12 protein-coding genes and 1 pseudogene are annotated in these 16,922 nt (G+C 60.1%); 5 read left to right on the top strand and 8 right to left on the bottom strand.

Going from position 1 to position 16,922, the window contains the following annotated elements; translation table 11 throughout:
• Nucleotides 1-116: 116 nt before the first annotated feature.
• Nucleotides 117-1,145 (top strand): GlxA family transcriptional regulator, encoded by a 1,029-nt coding sequence (locus BN2475_RS01900; RefSeq protein ID WP_094777885.1) that lies wholly within the window; start codon nucleotides 117-119, stop codon nucleotides 1,143-1,145.
• Nucleotides 1,146-1,262: 117 nt separating this feature from the next.
• Here the strand turns inward: BN2475_RS01900 and BN2475_RS01895 are convergent, their stop codons facing one another.
• Complete coding sequence (locus tag BN2475_RS01895) at nucleotides 1,263-3,398, bottom strand: tetratricopeptide repeat protein (protein WP_159444515.1); 2,136 nt, start codon at nucleotides 3,396-3,398, stop codon at nucleotides 1,263-1,265.
• 77 nt (nucleotides 3,399-3,475) lie between these two features.
• Entirely contained in the window at nucleotides 3,476-3,871 is a 396-nt protein-coding gene (locus BN2475_RS01890; protein WP_143325717.1) for a hypothetical protein, read from the bottom strand.
• Nucleotides 3,872-4,225: 354 nt separating this feature from the next.
• Between BN2475_RS01890 and BN2475_RS01885 the strand changes: the two genes are divergently transcribed.
• On the top strand, nucleotides 4,226-5,671 hold the full coding sequence (locus BN2475_RS01885) for a DEAD/DEAH box helicase (RefSeq protein ID WP_094777882.1): 1,446 nt from the start codon (nucleotides 4,226-4,228) through the stop codon (nucleotides 5,669-5,671).
• Between the two features lie 170 nt (nucleotides 5,672-5,841).
• Here the strand turns inward: BN2475_RS01885 and BN2475_RS01880 are convergent, their stop codons facing one another.
• The 3 genes from BN2475_RS01880 to BN2475_RS01870 all read right to left on the bottom strand — a co-directional run bounded on the left by BN2475_RS01880 (nucleotide 5,842) and on the right by BN2475_RS01870 (nucleotide 9,325).
• On the bottom strand, nucleotides 5,842-6,648 hold the full coding sequence (locus BN2475_RS01880) for a sulfite exporter TauE/SafE family protein (protein WP_094777881.1): 807 nt from the start codon (nucleotides 6,646-6,648) through the stop codon (nucleotides 5,842-5,844).
• Nucleotides 6,649-6,734: 86 nt separating this feature from the next.
• Entirely contained in the window at nucleotides 6,735-8,402 is a 1,668-nt protein-coding gene (locus BN2475_RS01875; RefSeq protein ID WP_094777880.1) for a bifunctional protein tyrosine phosphatase family protein/NAD(P)/FAD-dependent oxidoreductase, read from the bottom strand.
• A gap of 38 nt (nucleotides 8,403-8,440) precedes the next feature.
• Nucleotides 8,441-9,325, bottom strand: a complete 885-nt coding sequence (locus tag BN2475_RS01870; RefSeq protein ID WP_094777879.1) for an MBL fold metallo-hydrolase — start codon at nucleotides 9,323-9,325, stop codon at nucleotides 8,441-8,443.
• A 347-nt stretch (nucleotides 9,326-9,672) separates the two neighbouring features.
• On the opposite strand from BN2475_RS01870, the pseudogene BN2475_RS01865 reads away from it, so the two are divergent.
• The 3 genes and pseudogenes from BN2475_RS01865 to BN2475_RS01855 all read left to right on the top strand — a co-directional run.
• A pseudogene (locus BN2475_RS01865) lies at nucleotides 9,673-10,786 on the top strand (sigma-54 interaction domain-containing protein); the annotation flags it as partial.
• A gap of 352 nt (nucleotides 10,787-11,138) precedes the next feature.
• On the top strand, nucleotides 11,139-12,305 hold the full coding sequence (locus BN2475_RS01860; RefSeq protein ID WP_094777877.1) for a radical SAM protein: 1,167 nt from the start codon (nucleotides 11,139-11,141) through the stop codon (nucleotides 12,303-12,305).
• 573 nt (nucleotides 12,306-12,878) lie between these two features.
• The gene (locus BN2475_RS01855) at nucleotides 12,879-13,364 is read left to right on the top strand and encodes a GNAT family N-acetyltransferase (protein ID WP_094777876.1); all 486 of its coding nucleotides are present in this window, start codon (nucleotides 12,879-12,881) and stop codon (nucleotides 13,362-13,364) included.
• Between the two features lie 291 nt (nucleotides 13,365-13,655).
• On the opposite strand, the gene BN2475_RS01850 is transcribed toward BN2475_RS01855, so the two are convergent.
• The 3 genes from BN2475_RS01850 to BN2475_RS01840 form a co-directional block, all read right to left on the bottom strand.
• Entirely contained in the window at nucleotides 13,656-14,861 is a 1,206-nt protein-coding gene (locus BN2475_RS01850) for a porin (protein WP_094777875.1), read from the bottom strand.
• Between the two features lie 130 nt (nucleotides 14,862-14,991).
• Nucleotides 14,992-15,987: a LysR family transcriptional regulator gene (locus BN2475_RS01845; protein WP_094777874.1), complete on the bottom strand. Its 996-nt coding sequence runs from the start codon at nucleotides 15,985-15,987 to the stop codon at nucleotides 14,992-14,994.
• Between the two features lie 50 nt (nucleotides 15,988-16,037).
• A complete protein-coding gene (locus tag BN2475_RS01840) occupies nucleotides 16,038-16,916 on the bottom strand; it encodes a peptidyl-prolyl cis-trans isomerase (RefSeq protein WP_094777873.1) in 879 nt (292 codons plus the stop codon).
• Between the last annotated feature and the right edge of the window lie 6 nt (nucleotides 16,917-16,922).

Here is a 16,922-nt window from a genome sequence, read left to right as displayed (position 1 = left end):
CTACCTTGCGGGTGTACTGGTCACCCTAAACGTTATCTGTGGAAAACTATAATTGCCGACCGTGGAAAAAAATTGTACGATTCGGACAATCCGCGGCACGTAATGGAGGGCGGCAGATGCGGCACGACTACTCTTCCCTTCGACCGAGCAAGTCTGCGCCGGAGGTCGAAGCGCCGCTCAGGGTGGGCATTGCGCCGACTCCAGACTTCACGCTGATGTCGCTTTCGTGCTTCGTGGAGTTCCTGCGATTATCGGCAGATGAGGCGGACTTTAGTAGGAGGATCTACTGCTCGTGGGATCTTCTGTCGCATGAGATCTCGCCCATTCGAGCAAGTTGCGGTTTCTCCATGTTGCCCACCAAGGTCTTCGGAGATCCGACCGAATACGATTACGTCGTGGTTCATGGCGGTTTGCTCCATAGTTCGGAGCCGATTCCCGACGAGTTCTACCGATTTGTACAATCCTCCGTTGAAGCGGGCGTGCCGGTCGTCGGACTTTGTACCGGCCAATTTGTTCTCGCTGAGTTGGGATATCTGTCCGGTAGGCGATGTGCGGTTCACTTCTCGCTCGCGCAAGCGATGCAGGCCAACTTCCCCGACATCGTCGCCGTGACTGATGCCCCAGTGGTGGTAGACGGCGGATTCATTACATGCCCCGGCGGCCTTGCGGCGATTAATCTCGCCATGCATTTAGTGACGACCCATTGTGGAAATACGCGGTCGCACAAGGCGCTGCACTATTTGATGGCCGATCGAGGATTCGAAGAAATACAGGCCATGAAAAATGACTCCGAGATCGGCCTGCATTGTCCGGATCGGCGGGTTGTGAATGCAGTCGGTTTGATGATGCAACAAACGTTGGAACCGGGTTCAATCGCTGGCATAGCGCAAGCGATTGGAACGAGTGAACGAGAACTCAATCGGCTCTTCAGGAAGCATCTCCGCGTCGCCCCTCAACAATACTGGAGGAGCTTGCGCCTTAAGAGTGCAAAATGGATGGTGCTAAACAGTGATCGGTCGATCACTCAGATTGCGTACGAGTGTGGCTTCACAGACAGCTCACATCTGATAAATCTGTTCAAACGCGAATTCAATGTCACTCCGGCTAAGCTACGAAAAATTCGTTCCGACTTCGGCGTGCATTAAGCTGACGCTTCAACGAGCGACGCTTGCGCATCAGTCAGGATAGTGTTGAAAAAGTCGTGTTTCGGTAGCTTATTCGACAAAGCTCGCGGTTGGCCACGCACTCGTCGCCTCAAAACCTCACTTTGAAAGTGCAGCGAGTTCGGTATTGAACTGCGGAATGAGCTCAGCCATGCCTTGCGGCATTCTGTTATCCGATTTCAATTTCTCCACGACGCTGAGGCCCCGCTTCAGAAGTGCACGTCGCTGGTCTGGCGCGTCGGTCAGGCGGCCAAGTTGCAGACAAGTCGTCGCAAGCTCTGTCTGGGCCATCATATTTCCCGGGTCACGTTTTGCAAGGCTATCGACTGCGCTGAGCGAACGGGTGGCGGCATCGAGTGCGCCGGCATGGTCGCCTTGTCGTTTCAAAGCGATGGCCAGTATGCCAAGACTACTCGAAAGATTGAGCTGAAGAATCGAGTTTGTGGGATCGTCCTTGCTAAGCGATTCGAGTTCGGTCGAAGACTGACGTAGCTCTCTTATCGCACCCGCAAGATCCTGTTGATCCATCAAGACCTCGCCACGCAGCATCCGCACACTGGCGAGCTGTGAACTCGCGGCGGTATTGGACGGGTCTCGGTCGACTTGACGCTGAAGCATGTCTACGGCTTTCGTCAATTCTGCCGCTGCGTTTGCCAGGGTACTCGGTGTACGCAGAGCAGCATCGGCCGAATAGGCCTGCGCCAGCAACAGTGTCCATGTGGCGTCATTTGGATTGCGTTTGACGACCTCCTCAAGGGATGAAATTGCCGAACGAACCTCGGAACGCGCGTCATCCCTGCTGCCTTTCAGAAGCTGACACGTCGATATCATGAAGTGCGCCGAACCGATGGCGCCCTCCCAAGTGAGGTTCGCAGGATCTATTTCGTGTAATGAGCTGAAAATCGCTGCAGCCGTCCTGAATTCGACAATTGCACCGTCAAGGTCGCCCTGCGAAAAGCGCGCGGCACCGAGCTGAACGTGAGTCGTACCAATGCCTCCCTGCCATTCCAGATTGTTCGGGTCATCTTTAGCCAGCGACTCCTCGATTCTCAACGTCTGATCCAGTTCCACTCGCGCGCCAGCCAGATCGCCTTGCCTGAGCAGGACGTCGCCGATTCGTTCATGTGCCGCGAGACGCAAGCCATCGGCACTGTGATGGCCAATCGAGACCTGCACCGACGATGCGCCTGCCTCACCGCGGCGCGCCTGAGACTCGGCAATGGATTGTGCTTGCCGATATTCCGCGAGAGCATTTGGAAGGTTGTTTTGCAGCGAAAGAATGTCTCCCGCCTGCAAGTGATTGGCCGCGATGGTGAGCTGAACCGTCACGTCATCCGGACTACTCTGGAGCAGTTGGGTCGCGATAGAGGTGCTCTGGCGGAATTCCTCAATCGCGGGGGCGAGATTGCCTTCGCTTGTCAGAACGCCCCCTATTCTGGCGTGCGTTTCAGCGAGATCGGTTTTTAACGCGACGTTATTGACATCATGCTGGGCGAGAGAATCGAGAAGCGGGAGCGCCTGCCGATACAGCCCGATCGCCGAACCAGGATTCCCTTGAGCCTCCAGCGTCTCGCCGGTTCTCTCGTCGGCTACGGCAAGTTCGTGACGCAATTCGGGATTGTCGGGGTGTTGGGCGGATTTCGCTTTCGCTATCGACGCGGCTTCGGTAAATGTCTTTTGGGCCTGATCCGTATCGCCTAGTGTGGCTTGAAGATCGCCGATCACAATCCTTGTCTGAATATCGCCAGGATCGTACTGGGCCGCACGCTTATAGGCCTCGAGCGCCGAACGTGCATTCTTGAAGAAAATCAGTGCACCGCGTTGACGCGCGAGTTCTGCCGCCTGCTTGCGATGTTCAGCCGAGCGTGCTTCGTCCGCCCTCGCGCTCTCTAGAGCGGAAGCCTCTTCTTCTCGCAGAACGGCTTCGGACGGAATTGGATTACCTGCATCAAGAGCACGCGCTGCCTCTTTGGCGTCCGGTCCAGCGCTGGCCTGACGAGCCGAGGTGAGGAATTGCGCTATTGCCTTTTGATTTTCTCTTCGCATCCTTGTCAAGGTTCGCTCATCCCTTATTTGCGCCTGGTATATCGCATCCAGCCGATCACGAGCCCGTTTGTCGAGGCCGCCTTCGACGACCACCTTGCTATTCGGCGCATTGACTGCTACCGCAACTGACCCGTTGGACGCGCTAACGGACTGACCTGTCGACAGAGTTTGAGCTGCGGCAAGTTCCACGAGCCCTGTCTGCACGGAAGCCGTTGCGACAACCCAGACGAGAGCGTGCACGACGCCAGAGCGGAAAGCGATCCTGCTCATGGTTTTTCCACCGTGACGACACTCCCCGAACCCTGGTTAACTATCGCGGTGCTGTGATCGTTTGCGATGACATTTTGTGGGGGCGCCGGCTCGGAACTGCGTGTGCTGCGAGTCACCGCTCCCTTCGTTGTCTCGGGTGTCTCGGGTGTCTTGTGGATTAGGCCGAATGAGGCAAGCATCGCGATTGCGGCAGCGATCGCCGCACCGATGAAACGAAGTGCCTTTTGATTCGATGGCTGGGTCAGCCAGAACCAGGCACCGCGCTTCGGCATCGGTTCCTTCCTTTCAGGCGACTCCAGCGTGCGCTTTGTCCGATTTGACATGCTCGACTCCGTAGAAGATGCCATGGACAAGAGATAAAACGAGGGAAGAGCGAGGGAAATGAATGTCATGGTCGCTTCCTGCGTAAAGCCAGTAACTGCCCGCTCAAAACGGCTCCCAAGCGTGGCCCGCGGACCCGTTTCTCTCCTTATGTGTAGTTGCAAGCGTTTGGACCGTTTGCCGAATTTGAGAGTGTTGCAAGCTGCTACGCGGACAATGATGGTATGTCCCTATCTGTTGAATAAAGACGTCGATAAGGTCGGTTTCGGACGACCGCGTCGGATCGATAGGACTTATTCGTCGCACGCTGGATTCCGACCGCCATCCATCGACCGACGGTGGCCACGAAACGCCCGGGCGTCTAACTTCTCCATTGCCGCCCAGCTCCAACCGCTAGAATTGCGGTTTCAGCCCGGAATACGCCCATGTCTTTTGCCTCGCTTGGCCTGATCGATCTCTTGCTGCGTAATGTGAAGGACCTCAATTACCAGACACCTACGCCGGTGCAGGCCAAGGCGATTCCTGCTGTACTCAGTGGCAAGGACGTCATGGCTGGGGCACAGACCGGCACTGGCAAAACGGCGGGTTTTGCGCTGCCGCTGTTGCAACGGCTGGTGCAACACGGCCCGGCGGTGTCCAGCAACCGCGTGCGTGTTCTGGTGCTGGTGCCCACGCGTGAACTGGCTGAACAAGTGCTGCAAAGCTTTATCGACTACGGCAAAGGCCTCGACTTACGATTTCTGGCCGCCTACGGCGGTGTGAGTACCAACCCGCAGATGATGAAGTTGCGCAAAGGCGTGGATGTGCTCGTTGCCACGCCGGGCCGTTTGCTAGATCTCAATCGCCAGAACGCAGTGCAGTTTGATCAAGTACGAACGCTGGTGCTGGATGAAGCCGACCGCATGCTGGATCTGGGCTTTGCGCGCGAACTCAACGCCGTCTTTGCTGCCTTGCCCGCTCAGCGCCAAACCCTGCTGTTCTCTGCCACGTTTACCGATGATATCCGCGCCATGGCGGCGGGCATTCTGCGCAGCCCGGTCAATATCAGCGTCAGCCCGCCCAATGCCACGGCCAGCAAGATCAAGCAGTGGGTGGTGCCGGTAGATAAAAAGAACAAGCCAGACCTCTTCATGCACCTTGTGGCTGAGAACAACTGGGAGCACGCGCTGGTGTTCGTCAAAACCCGCAATGGCGTGGATTACCTGGCGGCCATGCTGGATGAAGCGGGCTATGCGGTCGACACCATCCACGGCGACAAACCGCAACCCGCGCGCCTGCGTGCGCTGGAGCGCTTCAAGACGGGCGAAGTACATATGCTGGTAGCCACCGATGTGGCTGCGCGCGGGCTGGATATCGACGACCTGCCACTGGTAATCAACGTTGATCTGCCGATCGTGGCGCAAGACTATGTGCACCGTATTGGCCGTACCGGCCGCGCGGGCGCCAGCGGCGTGGCGGTGTCCCTTGTGTGTGCCGATGAAGCGCCGCAACTGGCCGCGATTGAAGCGCTGATCCGGCAAACGCTACGCCGTGAAGAAGAGCCGGGTTTTGAAGCCGAACACCGCGTGCCGCAAACTAGCGCGACGGGCCAGATCATCAAGAAACCCAAAAAGCCTAAGAAGCCGAAAGTGCCGCAAGCTGCGCCGGGCGCCATGCAAGTGCTCAGCCAAAAAACGCGCCCGCAAAGTGGCGAAAACAAACGCAAGCCTGCGGCGCAGCGCGCTGTGGCCGCGGGTAAAGGCACAAGCTTGTCCAGCGGTAACCCATTCAGCGTGCAAAAGCCACGTAGCAAACCCGCCGGCAAGCCAGCTACGGGTTCACGTAAGCCGGCTGGCAAACCCGCTGGTGGCCGCGGCAAACGCCAACCCTGATCCGTGGGGATGAGTAACGCCAGCCCTGGAACAGGCTGGCGGTTTGCGGCCCGCTGGCAGGCAGCGGCGACGAGCGTCGGGAAACGGTCAACTTCACCCTTGCGCGTTTTCCCAAACCAGCCGCACCGGTCAGCCAACCCTTGCAGTGCGCGCACTTCGAACTCACCCGCTCACACCCCCAGCACAACCTTCGCCATCAACCCCGCCGCAACGCAAATCAACACCACAGCAAACCCCACCTGAACCTGCTTCGTCGAAAGATGCCGCGAAGCAAACCGTCCGGCGACCATCCCGGACGCAGTCGCCAGACCAAACATCACCGTCAGCGCGACAGGTAGTGACCCACCCTGCACAACAGTCGAGACGATCCCCCCGCTTCCCACCAATGCAATCACCATCAGCGAAGTCGCGACGATGCCGTGCATCGACACATTCGTGAACTTGCGCAACATCGGCACGATGATGAAACCACCGCCGACGCCAAGCAAACCCGTCATCAGACCCGTGAGTGCTCCCGTCGCAGCGAGCGCAGCGCCAGTGGGCCACGTCCAGACGAGTCGTCCCGTATTCGGGTTGACGCGCCCGACACAGAGGCCGGACGTCGTCGCTTCGGCAGAGGGCTTGCGCAGAGCCTGAGTCAGCAGGCGCAACGCAACCACCAGCATCACGCCCGAGAACAGCGCCATGAGCAGGTGTTGTGCGAGAACGTGCGAGAGACGTACGCCCAGCGAAGTCAGCGGGACGCCCGCGATGGTCATGAGGAACGCCGCGCGGTATCGGACGAGGCGTTGCCGAAAGGCTTCCGCTGCACCGATTGCCGCGCTGCCTGCCACGGCGACCAGCGCGACGGGCGTCGCCTGCTGCATCGACCAGCCCATGCCGGTGACGAGCGCCGGGACAGCCAGGATCCCGCCGCCCGCGCCGGTCAAACCCAGCACGGCACCGACAAGGGCGCCAAGTAATAGCGTAGTGAGCATGAGGTCCTCAACGGACAATGAATGCCCCCGCAAGCAGGCCGGCAAGCCTGCTGCGTAGAGGCATCGTTCAGGAAACGATCGTGTGATTAGCCGACGATCTCGGGTTGCGCCAACCACTCGCGGCCGTTGAGCATCGCGCGCCAGTAGAGCGGTGGCAGCACACGCTCCTTCAGCAGCCACGCAAGCCGTGAAGGTCGCGTGCCGTCGATGAGCCAGGTGGGCAACGTCGGTGCGATTTTCCCGCCGTAGAGAAACTCCGCGAGTACCACCTTGCCGCGCTCGACCGTGAGCGGGCACGAACCATAGCCGTCATAGCTCGCTTCCCCCTGTAGCTTGCCGAGGCTCGCGAGCAGGTTGTGCGCGACGACGGGAGCCTGCTTGCGCGCGGCTGCGGCGGTTTTCGCATTGGGTGTATTCGTGACATCGCCGAGCGCGAAGATGTCCGCGTGAGTCTTGTGCCGCAGCGTCGATGGGTCGACGTCGACCCAGCCCGCCGCATCGGCAAGCGCGCTGACGCGTATGAAGTCCGGCGCCTTTTGCGGGGGAACGACATGGATCATATCGAACTCTCGCGACACCGTTTCCACTTCACCGTTGGCGAGAGTGCGCCGGAATGTCGCCCGCTTGCCGGGGCCATCGATCGCGTGAAGGTTGTAGCCGAAGTTGAGCCCGATTTCATAGCGCTCGACATACTCCATCAAGGCCGGCACGTACTCGGCCACGCCAAACAACACGTTGCCGGCGTTGAACATCTGCACGTCAATGCCTTCGAGGCGCCCCGAGCGCTGCCAGTAATCCGATGACAGGTACATGGCCTTTTGCGGCGCTCCGGCGCATTTGATCGGCATGGGAGGCTGCGTGAAGAGCGCGCGCCCGCCCTTGAGCTCGCGCACGAGTTGCCATGTGTAGGGCGCCAGATCGTATCGATAGTTGGAGGTCACGCCATTGCGGCCCAGCGTCTGCGGCAGACCTTCGATGGCGCCCCAATCGAGCTTGAGCCCCGGACATACGACCAGTTTCCGGTAACGCACGACGCGGCAGCCCTCGAGGATCACCGCACGCGCCTCGGGCTCGAATGCGACGACGCCCGCCTTGATCCAGTGCACCTTGCGCGGCAATACGGCGTTCATCTGTTGCGCGGTCGTCTCCGGCTCGAACACGCCGGCGCCAACCATGGTCCAGCCCGGCTGATAGTAGTGCGTCTCGGCGGGATCGATCACTGCGATGTCGAGTGAGCCATCGCGTGCGAGCAGGCTCGAAGCCGTAGCGATGCCAGCGGCACCAGCTCCCACGATGACGATGTCGTGGCTCGCCTCGGCAATCTGAACAGGTACCTTGCCCCCGTTCGCAATGCGTCGGCCCAGACCGCCAAGGTCATAGCCGGCCGCTTTCGCAACCGCGAGAATTTCCGGCAACGGCCGCTTCGACGCCTCGGACAAACCCCACAGCGCGGCGGCGCGCATTCCTGTGCGGCAGTACGCGAGCACCGGCTTGTCGGCCTTGCTCATCAAGTCGTCAAACTGTGCACATGCCGCGTCGGTCACCACGCCCGGTTCGACCGGCAGGTAGTGAGCCTCGATACCGTGGTCGCGCGCAGCCGCCTCAATCTCACTGAAACCGGGCTGGTCGGAACCCTCGGCGTCGGGGCGGGCGCAAATGATGGTGCGAATGCCGGCAGCACGGATGGCCGGAAGGTCGGATGCTGCAATTTGTGCAGAGACGGACATGTCTGCTGTCATTGTTCTGATTTTCAACGGGGGCTCCTTCGGGCGGGTCTTTTGATTAGTTCAACTCAGATTCCGTTGAGCGGAATCTTGAGATAGGAAATGCCGTTCTCTTCTGCTACGGGCATCTGTCCGGCGCGCATGTTGACCTGCACGGACGGCAGGATCAGTGCCGGCATGGAAAGCGTCGCGTCGCGTGCGGTGCGCATCGCAACGAACGTTTGCTCGCTGATGCCGTGGTGCACATGAATGTTTCGTTCGCGCTGCTCGGCGACCGTACTTACGAACTGCACCGAACGTCCGCCTGGCTGGTAGTCGTGGCACATGAACAGCTTCGTCTCCGGCGGCAAGCTGAGCACCTTGTCGATCGAGCGAAAAAGTGTGCAGGCGTCGCCACCGGGAAAATCGCAACGCGCGGTGCCGTAGTCGGGCATGAACAACGTATCGCCGACGAAGGCGGCCGTCTCGTCGCCGCTGCTGACCACATAAGTCATGCAGGCAGGCGTGTGGCCGGGCGTGCGCATCGCGCGAACCTTCAGCTGGCCGACCGCGAGTTCGTCGTCATCGTTGAGCAATCTGTCGAACTGCCTGCCATCGCGCAAGAAGTCCGGGCCGGCGTTGAACAGCTTGCCGAACACGTTTTGCACGCGTGTCACTTCTGCACTGATGGCAGTCTGTCCGCCAAGCTTTTGCTTCAGGTAGGGTGCTGCGGACAGGTGATCGGCGTGAACATGGGTTTCGAGCAACCAGCGGAGCTTGGCACCGAGTTCGCCGACGCGCGATGCGAGCCTGTCCGCGCTTGTCGTGCACGTGCGCCCGGACGCCGGGTCGTAGTCGAGAACGCTGTCGATCACTGCACAGTCGCCCGTGCGTGTATCGAGCAGCAGATAGCTGATAGTGGATGTGGCCGGATCGAAGAAGCCTTCGATTGTCATCGGACTTGTGGTGTTCATAGCGTCGTCCTGGATGTAAATCAATTAGGGGCCGATATAACAAGATGCATGCCAATAGACGCCGACCTGAGCAAATAAACCGCAATTGGTTGATTCTTAACAGGAAATTATCGAGGCCTCGGACGGCCTGCGGGCGGGCAAAAGGTTGAAGCGGCGCCGGACTGCCACATATGGCAGTCCGGATGGCAGTGTTGGCAGAGTCGCTGGCAGAAGCCGGTGGCAGAAGCTATAGTGAGGCCTCCTTGCAGAATATGGTCACCATGGAATCGCCTGAATCGATCGACGAGCACAACGCCAAACCAGTCGAGCCGCCCGCCAGCCACGCGACGCCCGACTTCGCGGCATTGATGTCTTACCTCGAGCACGACGCACAACCCATGATCGTGGTCGATCCCAACTACCGGGTTCTTGCCGCCAACACCGCGTACCAGAAGCAGTTCGGTGTTGCCGGGCAGCCGCATGTTGGCCACAAGTGCTACCAGATCTCGCATCACTACGACGTTCCATGCGACCAGGCCGGCGAGCACTGTCCGATGAAGCAGGCGTTCGAGCAGCGCGGCCCGGATCGCGTGCTTCATGTTCATTTCACGCCACGCGGCCCGGAACACGTCGATGTCGAGTTGCGCCCGATATTCGATGCAGGAGGCGAAATCGTGGCCTATGTCGAGCGACTGACCACCGTGCGCGCGACATCGGCGCAACCGAGCGCAGACCGGCTCGTCGGGCGATCGATCGCGTTCAATGCGGCGGTCTCGGCGCTGCAACGCGTTGCACCGTCGATGCTGCCGGTGCTGCTGCTCGGAGAGTCGGGAACAGGCAAAGAGGTATTCGCCCGCGCGCTGCACGAATCGAGTGAACGCATGCGTAGCCCGTTCGTCGTGGTCGATTGCTCGGGGATTGCGGAAACCCTGTTCGAGAGCGAGCTGTTCGGCTACGAAAGGGGCGCCTTCACGGGCGCCGTCGCACGCAAGCCGGGACTCGTCGAGACCGCGCAGGGCGGAACGCTGTTTCTCGATGAGATCGGCGATGTGCCGCTGTCCATGCAGGTCAAATTGCTGCGTTTGATTGAGAGTGGCACGTACCGCCGTGTGGGTGGTGTCGAGACTTTGCGTGCGGATTTTCGTCTGGTGGCGGCAACGCACAAGCCACTGCGGGAAATGATCGCGGATGGCCGATTTCGACAGGACTTGTACTATCGCATCAGTGCGTTTCCGCTCGAGTTGCCGGCGCTGCGCGAAAGGCGAGACGACATTCCCCTGCTCGTGAATTCGATCCTGCAACGCTTGAACGAGGCGCGCGCCGCCGGTCGCGCAATGGGCCACAACCTGGAGGTTGCGCCGGCAGCGCTGGCGAAGCTGGAGGCTTATGCATGGCCCGGCAATATCCGCGAATTGCGCAACGTGCTCGAACGTGCCTGTCTGCTTACCGACGACGGTTTGATCCGCGTCGAGCACTTGCCTGCCGACATCGCGGGCGGCGCGTCGTCACTTGCGATGCAACACGCAGCGTCGGCGCATTTAACGCATCGAGGAGAATTGACGGACGATGACCTGGCTCGCGTCATAGCGGAATTTTCGGGGACGCGCAAAGCACTCTCCGCGCATCTGGGGATGAGCGAGCGAACCCTATATCGTCGAATAAAGCTGCTCGCAAACGACGCCGGCGGGCGCGGATGATCGTGATTCACTCGCGCGATTCGCTTGCGTGATTCACTCGCCTGTCACACGGCGAAACTGGAACACACACGTCTGGCGTGCGGAGCGTATCCTAGGGTGCTTCGTGCCGAATTCGTCAGCCGACCGGTGAGGGTTCCATGGATACGACAGAGCGGATCATCAAGTGGCGCAATCTGCGGCACGTAGACGGTGTCGCCAGCGAGCCGCGCAATCCATTGCCTGCGGTCTGTGACGTATCGGTAACGAACCTTTGCAACGCCGCATGCGACTTCTGCGGTTTCTCGCGCGACAAGAACCTGGCAGGCCCGCGTCGCTATCTCGACCCTGATGAGTTCGCGCGTGCACTGCCGATCCTGCGCAGACGCCGGATTCGCTACATGACGCTGCAGGGAGGCGAGCCTCTGGTTCACCCCCAGATCGAATCGCTCGTGGCGTCGGCCACGAAAGCCGGCATCCAGTGCGGCCTGATCACGAACGGCTGGTTCCTCCCCCGCCACATCAAGCAACTGGCGGCGGCGGGCCTCAAGCGTCTGCTGATATCGATCGATAGCGCGGACATGAGCGAGCACGAGCACAATCGCGGCCTGCGCGGTCTGGAGGCCCGCATCCGCGATGGCATCGCTCAGGCGCACGCGTTCGGCATCCCGGTCTGCGCATCGGTTACGGTGAGTCGTCTGGTCCGTTACGAGTCGCTTCCGGAAACGCTCAACCGGCTTGGTTTCGATGCCGTCACGTTTTCCTATCCAAGGCGCGAGGCGTTCGGTTCCACATCGCTGGTCTACGACGAAAAATCGACGCTCGTCGACCTCAGCCGTGACGAACTACTCGAAGCGTTGAGCGCAATCGCCAGCCTTAAAAAGCGCTTTCGCGTGATGGACCCGAGCGCTGCGCTGGCCGAGGTCGCGCGGTTCGTGCGCGGTGAACAGCAACTGATTCCATGTGTCGGCGGCAGCAAGTATTTTTATATCGACTGGAACCTCGATGTCTGGCGTTGCGAGGCGTGGTCTGAGCCGATGGGCTCCGTCTTCGACCTCGACCACCTGCCCGATCAACGGGAGCCTTGCAATGACTGCATGATGGGGTGCTACCGGCATGCCAGCGTTCTGATGCACGGCGCCATTGCGTTGACCGACTCGGTGTACGCGCTGGGCAGGGGCGAGCTTCGCGCAGCTGTCGGTACGTTGTTCCAGCGCAGCGTTGCGTATTCGCTGTGGGCGCTCTCAGTTGAAGAACTGCCGCGGGCGGCGCTGACCTCGTTAGGAGCGCGAATCGGTGGACGCCGTTCGTCGCCGCAAATTGAATAGGCTCGATCTGCCGCAATTGAGCCTTCTCGCGAACGGATATCTACCTGGACCGGGCCGGCAGGACGTCACGACTCATAGTAGCGAGGCCGAATGCGGACATAAAATCCGCAAGCGTAGAAGATGGCGCGATTCGCCGTTGTGGAAGTCGCCTGGTCGGGCTCAAACCGGCATTATCGCGATGATTCCGGGCGTCTGTAGCGGGTCGCGACATGCCCGTCGCTCAAGTCTCGCTATAAGCGTCCGCGCTCGGCAAGTGAGCGCTGACGACAGCTGATCCGCGATGCGCTTGATCCTTCGATGTCAGCAACTGATTCATGTTGGCGGAGGTCCGTTCCAACTCCAGAGCCGCGCGTCGTCCTGCATGAAAGCGCGCGTGCCTTCAATCGCTATCGCGGCGACTGCGGACCACTACTGGGCCACTACTGGGCCACTACTGGGCCACTACTGGCCGCTAGCTGGCCAACAGTACGCGACAAACGTTACCATGCGCGTTTGATCCAAAGAAGCCGGCGCGTTCTCGCCCGGCCTCGCCCGACCTCGCTCCACCCCATCCAACTCATCGAGCAACTTGCCTTGACCATTCACATCCGCCCCGCCACCGCAGCCGACGCTTCCCTGATTCTTCGCTTCATCACCGAACTCGCGGTGTACGAGAAGGCCGAGCACGAAGTCGTCGCCAGCGTCAAAGACATCGAGGCCAGCCTGTTCGCCGTCGGCGCTCCGGCCAGGTCGCTCATTTGCGAAATGAACGGCGAGCCGGTCGGCTTCTGCGTCTATTTTTTTTCGTACTCCACGTGGCTCGGCAAACAGGGCCTCTACCTGGAAGACCTGTACGTATCGCCGGCTTCGCGCGGCGGCGGCGCGGGCAAACAGATGCTGCGCCATCTCGCGCAGATTGCCTGCGATACCGGCTGCGGCCGCTTCGAATGGAGCGTGCTCGACTGGAACGAACCGGCCATCGGCTTCTATGAATCGATCGGCGCGAGCGCGCAAAGCGAATGGGTGCGTTACCGTTTGGCGGGCGATGCGCTGAAGGCGTTTGCCGAGGGCAACGCGTAAGCCGCGCCTGCGAAATCGCTGCTCCAACAGGAGGCGGGGAGATTTCTTCGCCGCAACCAGGTGGCCTGACAGGCGTCGAGCGATGCCCGCCCATTGCGGGCGGGCTCTCCCGTCGTCATGGAACTGCCTGAACGGTCGTGATCGGGATCTCGCGCGTCAACCACGCTACGAATCACGACCGCGCCTGTAGATCGCGTAGATGAACATCGCAATCAGAATCGACTCGACACAGTCTTCGGCCGGCCTTTAATGTACGGCTCGAAAATTGCGAGTCATGCAGCTTTGGCCGTATTAGAACTTGTGACGAATGCCCAGGCTGACCATTTCCTGCGTCCTGGATCCAGCCTGATTACCGTACGAACCGATCGACGCGCCAGCGTCGACGATGCCGTTCGTGCTGGCATCACGCTGATGACCACTCGCACGTTGCCACGCGCCAACCAGGTACAGGTCAGTACGCTTCGACAGCGCGTAGTCGCCGCCCAGCGAAACCTGGTTGTAGCTCGCCGACGTGTCGCCCGAGCCATGCGTGTAGATGTAGCCCAAGCCCAGCAGCATAGCTGGCGAGACCTGGTAGCCAATATACGCGCCTGCAACCTGGAACTTCTGCTGCGCAGTGAACGATGACAGACTGTCCGGCTTGTATTGCGCAAAACTGTAACGTGCATTGAGCGTGAAGGGGCCCGTCACATATTGCGCAGCTGCCGAAGCGATGCTGACCGACTTCGCCGACGCGTAAGCACCGTTGATGTTCGAACCATCGAACGTGGCGTCCGAAGTCGCGCCCGTACCCCAGCCTGCCGGTGTACCAGTGGCCGGTGGTGTCGCAGGAACGAAGCCGCGGCCTGCCAGCGTGTTTGCGTTATCCATGCGGATATAGCCAGCTGCGATGCTGACCGGGCCTGCCCCCCAGGTGGCTGCGCCCGACCACGTTTGACCTGCGCCAGTTGCGCCGGCGACGCCGCCCAGGGCGTACATACCCTCGAACTGAAAGCCGCTCCACACCGGCGACGTGTACTTGACCGCACTGTTCGTACGCGAGCTGTTGTCGTTGTTGTCAACATCGCCCGGCGTCGTGAACGTACTGCCGAAATAGTTATCTGCCGTCAGCGGCTGGACCATATCGACAACCGGGTCATACTGGCGGCCGAGGGTAAGCGTACCGTACGCGTCATGCGTCACGCCGACGTAGGCCTGACGACCAAAAAGCCGACCACCTTGACCCAGCGCACCGTTATTCGGATTAAAGCCGTTTTCCAGCTGGAAGATCGCTTTCAGGCCACCACCCAGGTCTTCCGTGCCCTTCATGCCCCAGCGGCTGCCCTGCAAGTTGCCGGCTGCTAGTTGCCACAGATTGTCGTTGGCTGGGTTCGCGTTGTGAACGTACTGGAGCGAGTCATCGATCACGCCATAGAGCGTGACGCTGCTTTGCGCATGAGCAGCGACCGTTGCGCCCAGCAGGGCCAGCGAGAGAGCAGACAGTGCAATCTTTTTCATCGTATCTCCATATAGATGATATTGGTTGTTTTGTTGCAGGAGGCAGAATACAGAATTTCGTTCGTTATCCGAAGTAAACAGTTAAGGAAGTGTCTCGGAAAAGTAACAGACGGCGATCAGTGACGAGCAGTTACGCAACGACTCTATATGTCGTCCCGTTTCCTGGACTGCATTCAATCTTGGGGGTGGAATTCTCAACATATGAGGCGAACGCCCTATGATCGTCTGCGAATCGCTGTGGTAGTAATGCTGCGAGAAACTCGATCCATGTCTCGACCTTTGACTCCCGATAACGGACAGCCGGATACAGTGCGTGAACATTCTGGGCCGTACTCCTGTAGCGAGGCAGCACGCGTACAAGCGTTCCGCTACGCAATCCGGGCATGGCACTCGCTATCGGAATCGGAGCGATGCCTGCACCTTCCGTTACTGCATTCGTTAGTACATCGATGAGATCTGTCCGAATGGCGGACACCGCAGGACTAAAAACTTCCGATCCGTCAGGCCCATTGAACTGCCACTGGCCCGATGTGCGATCAGCCGATGCAAGCTGCAGCCACCGATGACGGCAGAGATCTCCGATTACCTGTGGGATGCCGTAGCGGCCCAGATACACTGGAGACGCACAAAGCACGAAACCAACTGAGCCAAGGGATACAGATGCGAATTTTTCTCCCTCAGGAGGCGAGCCACAAACGAGCAGCACATCGTGACTAGCAGATTCGGGTTCTCTTCCGCCCGTCGCCAGTGCTATTTCGACGGACAGCTTCGGATAACGATCCTGATAGGCTGAAACGATCGCACCCAAGTGAAGCCGGTCGACCGCAGGGTCAATACCAACACGCAATGTTCCGGACGGGATGGCGCACATTCCGGCTGCCTCTGCCTCTGCTTTTTCAAGACTCGCCAGAATCGACTTGCAATGAACAAGGTATTGCTCTCCCGCGACCGTCAGTTCAACGCTGCGGGTTGTCCGGTTCAGCAGGCGCAAGCCAAGATGCGCCTCGAGATCCGCAATTGCGCGCGACACCTGCGGCGTACCGACATTCATGTTCCGCGCAGCCCCCGTAAAGCTACCGCTGGTAGCAACAGCATCAAAAGCGCGGATACTTTGCATCATGTCCATCGTTCTGCTCCTGGTGGGCCGATCGGTTCACTGACGGGTCAGGGTCAGGGTCATTGCACGATCTTCGAGTCCGTTATGAGGCTACCGGAGAACTGCGCGGCCGCCTTCTCCAGCGCAAGCGCCTGCAACTGCTGGCGGATCGCGTCCTTCGCCTGGTCGAATGCCGGCACCTGTGTCGGCCGCTTTGCGTCGAGCTTCACGATCACACGCGGTGCGTTAGCCCCCTGACCCGCCGGAATCGGTGCCGGCGTAACACCCCCTGCCCGCAACTGCGTGATGGCCTGCGCGACCGGCAATGGCAGTCCCTGGGTATTGCCCTCCTTAACCGGTGTTCTGAAGCTGACCCACGGCAGTTCGCCACCCGCCGTCTTGGTCGGCGCGACGCTGTACTGGCGCGCGAGCGCATCGAACGCACCGCCGGCCTTCAGCTTCGAGAGCACGACAGCCGCGGTCGCATCATCGGCGACGGTGATGACGCGCGGCTTGTACTCTTCCTTGCCAAGCGACGCGACGATCGCGTCATAGCGCGCCTTGACCTGCGCGTCGGTCACGGGTTCCGGCTGGATGTTGTCCCTCAGGTAGAGCTGCGTCTCGGCATTGACCTTCGCCGCACTCATGGCCTGCACGACTTCGGGCTTCGTGTCGTAGTGCCCTTTCTCTGCCCCCTGACGGAACAGCTCGGCCACAATCAGCTGCTGCCGGATCGCCTGGCGTAGCTGCTGCGTATCCGGCTGACGCGACGCCTTGATGGCGTCGTCGAGCTTTGCCTGCGGGATCGCCACGCCGTTGACGATGGCAACCGTGCCAGCGGGCAATGTGCCGCCAGCCGGATCAGCAGCGTGTGCAATAGCCGGCACGAGTGTGCCCAGCGCAACGGACGCGAAAGCCGTCACACACAGTGAACGGATCGTGGTGGTCATGAAAGACATGGAATT

This window comes from Paraburkholderia ribeironis (assembly GCF_900019265.1).
Classification (GTDB): Bacteria; Pseudomonadota; Gammaproteobacteria; order Burkholderiales; family Burkholderiaceae; genus Paraburkholderia; species Paraburkholderia ribeironis.
Note: the sequence above shows the minus strand (reverse complement) of the source record. Positions and strands in the feature narration are given on the sequence as shown.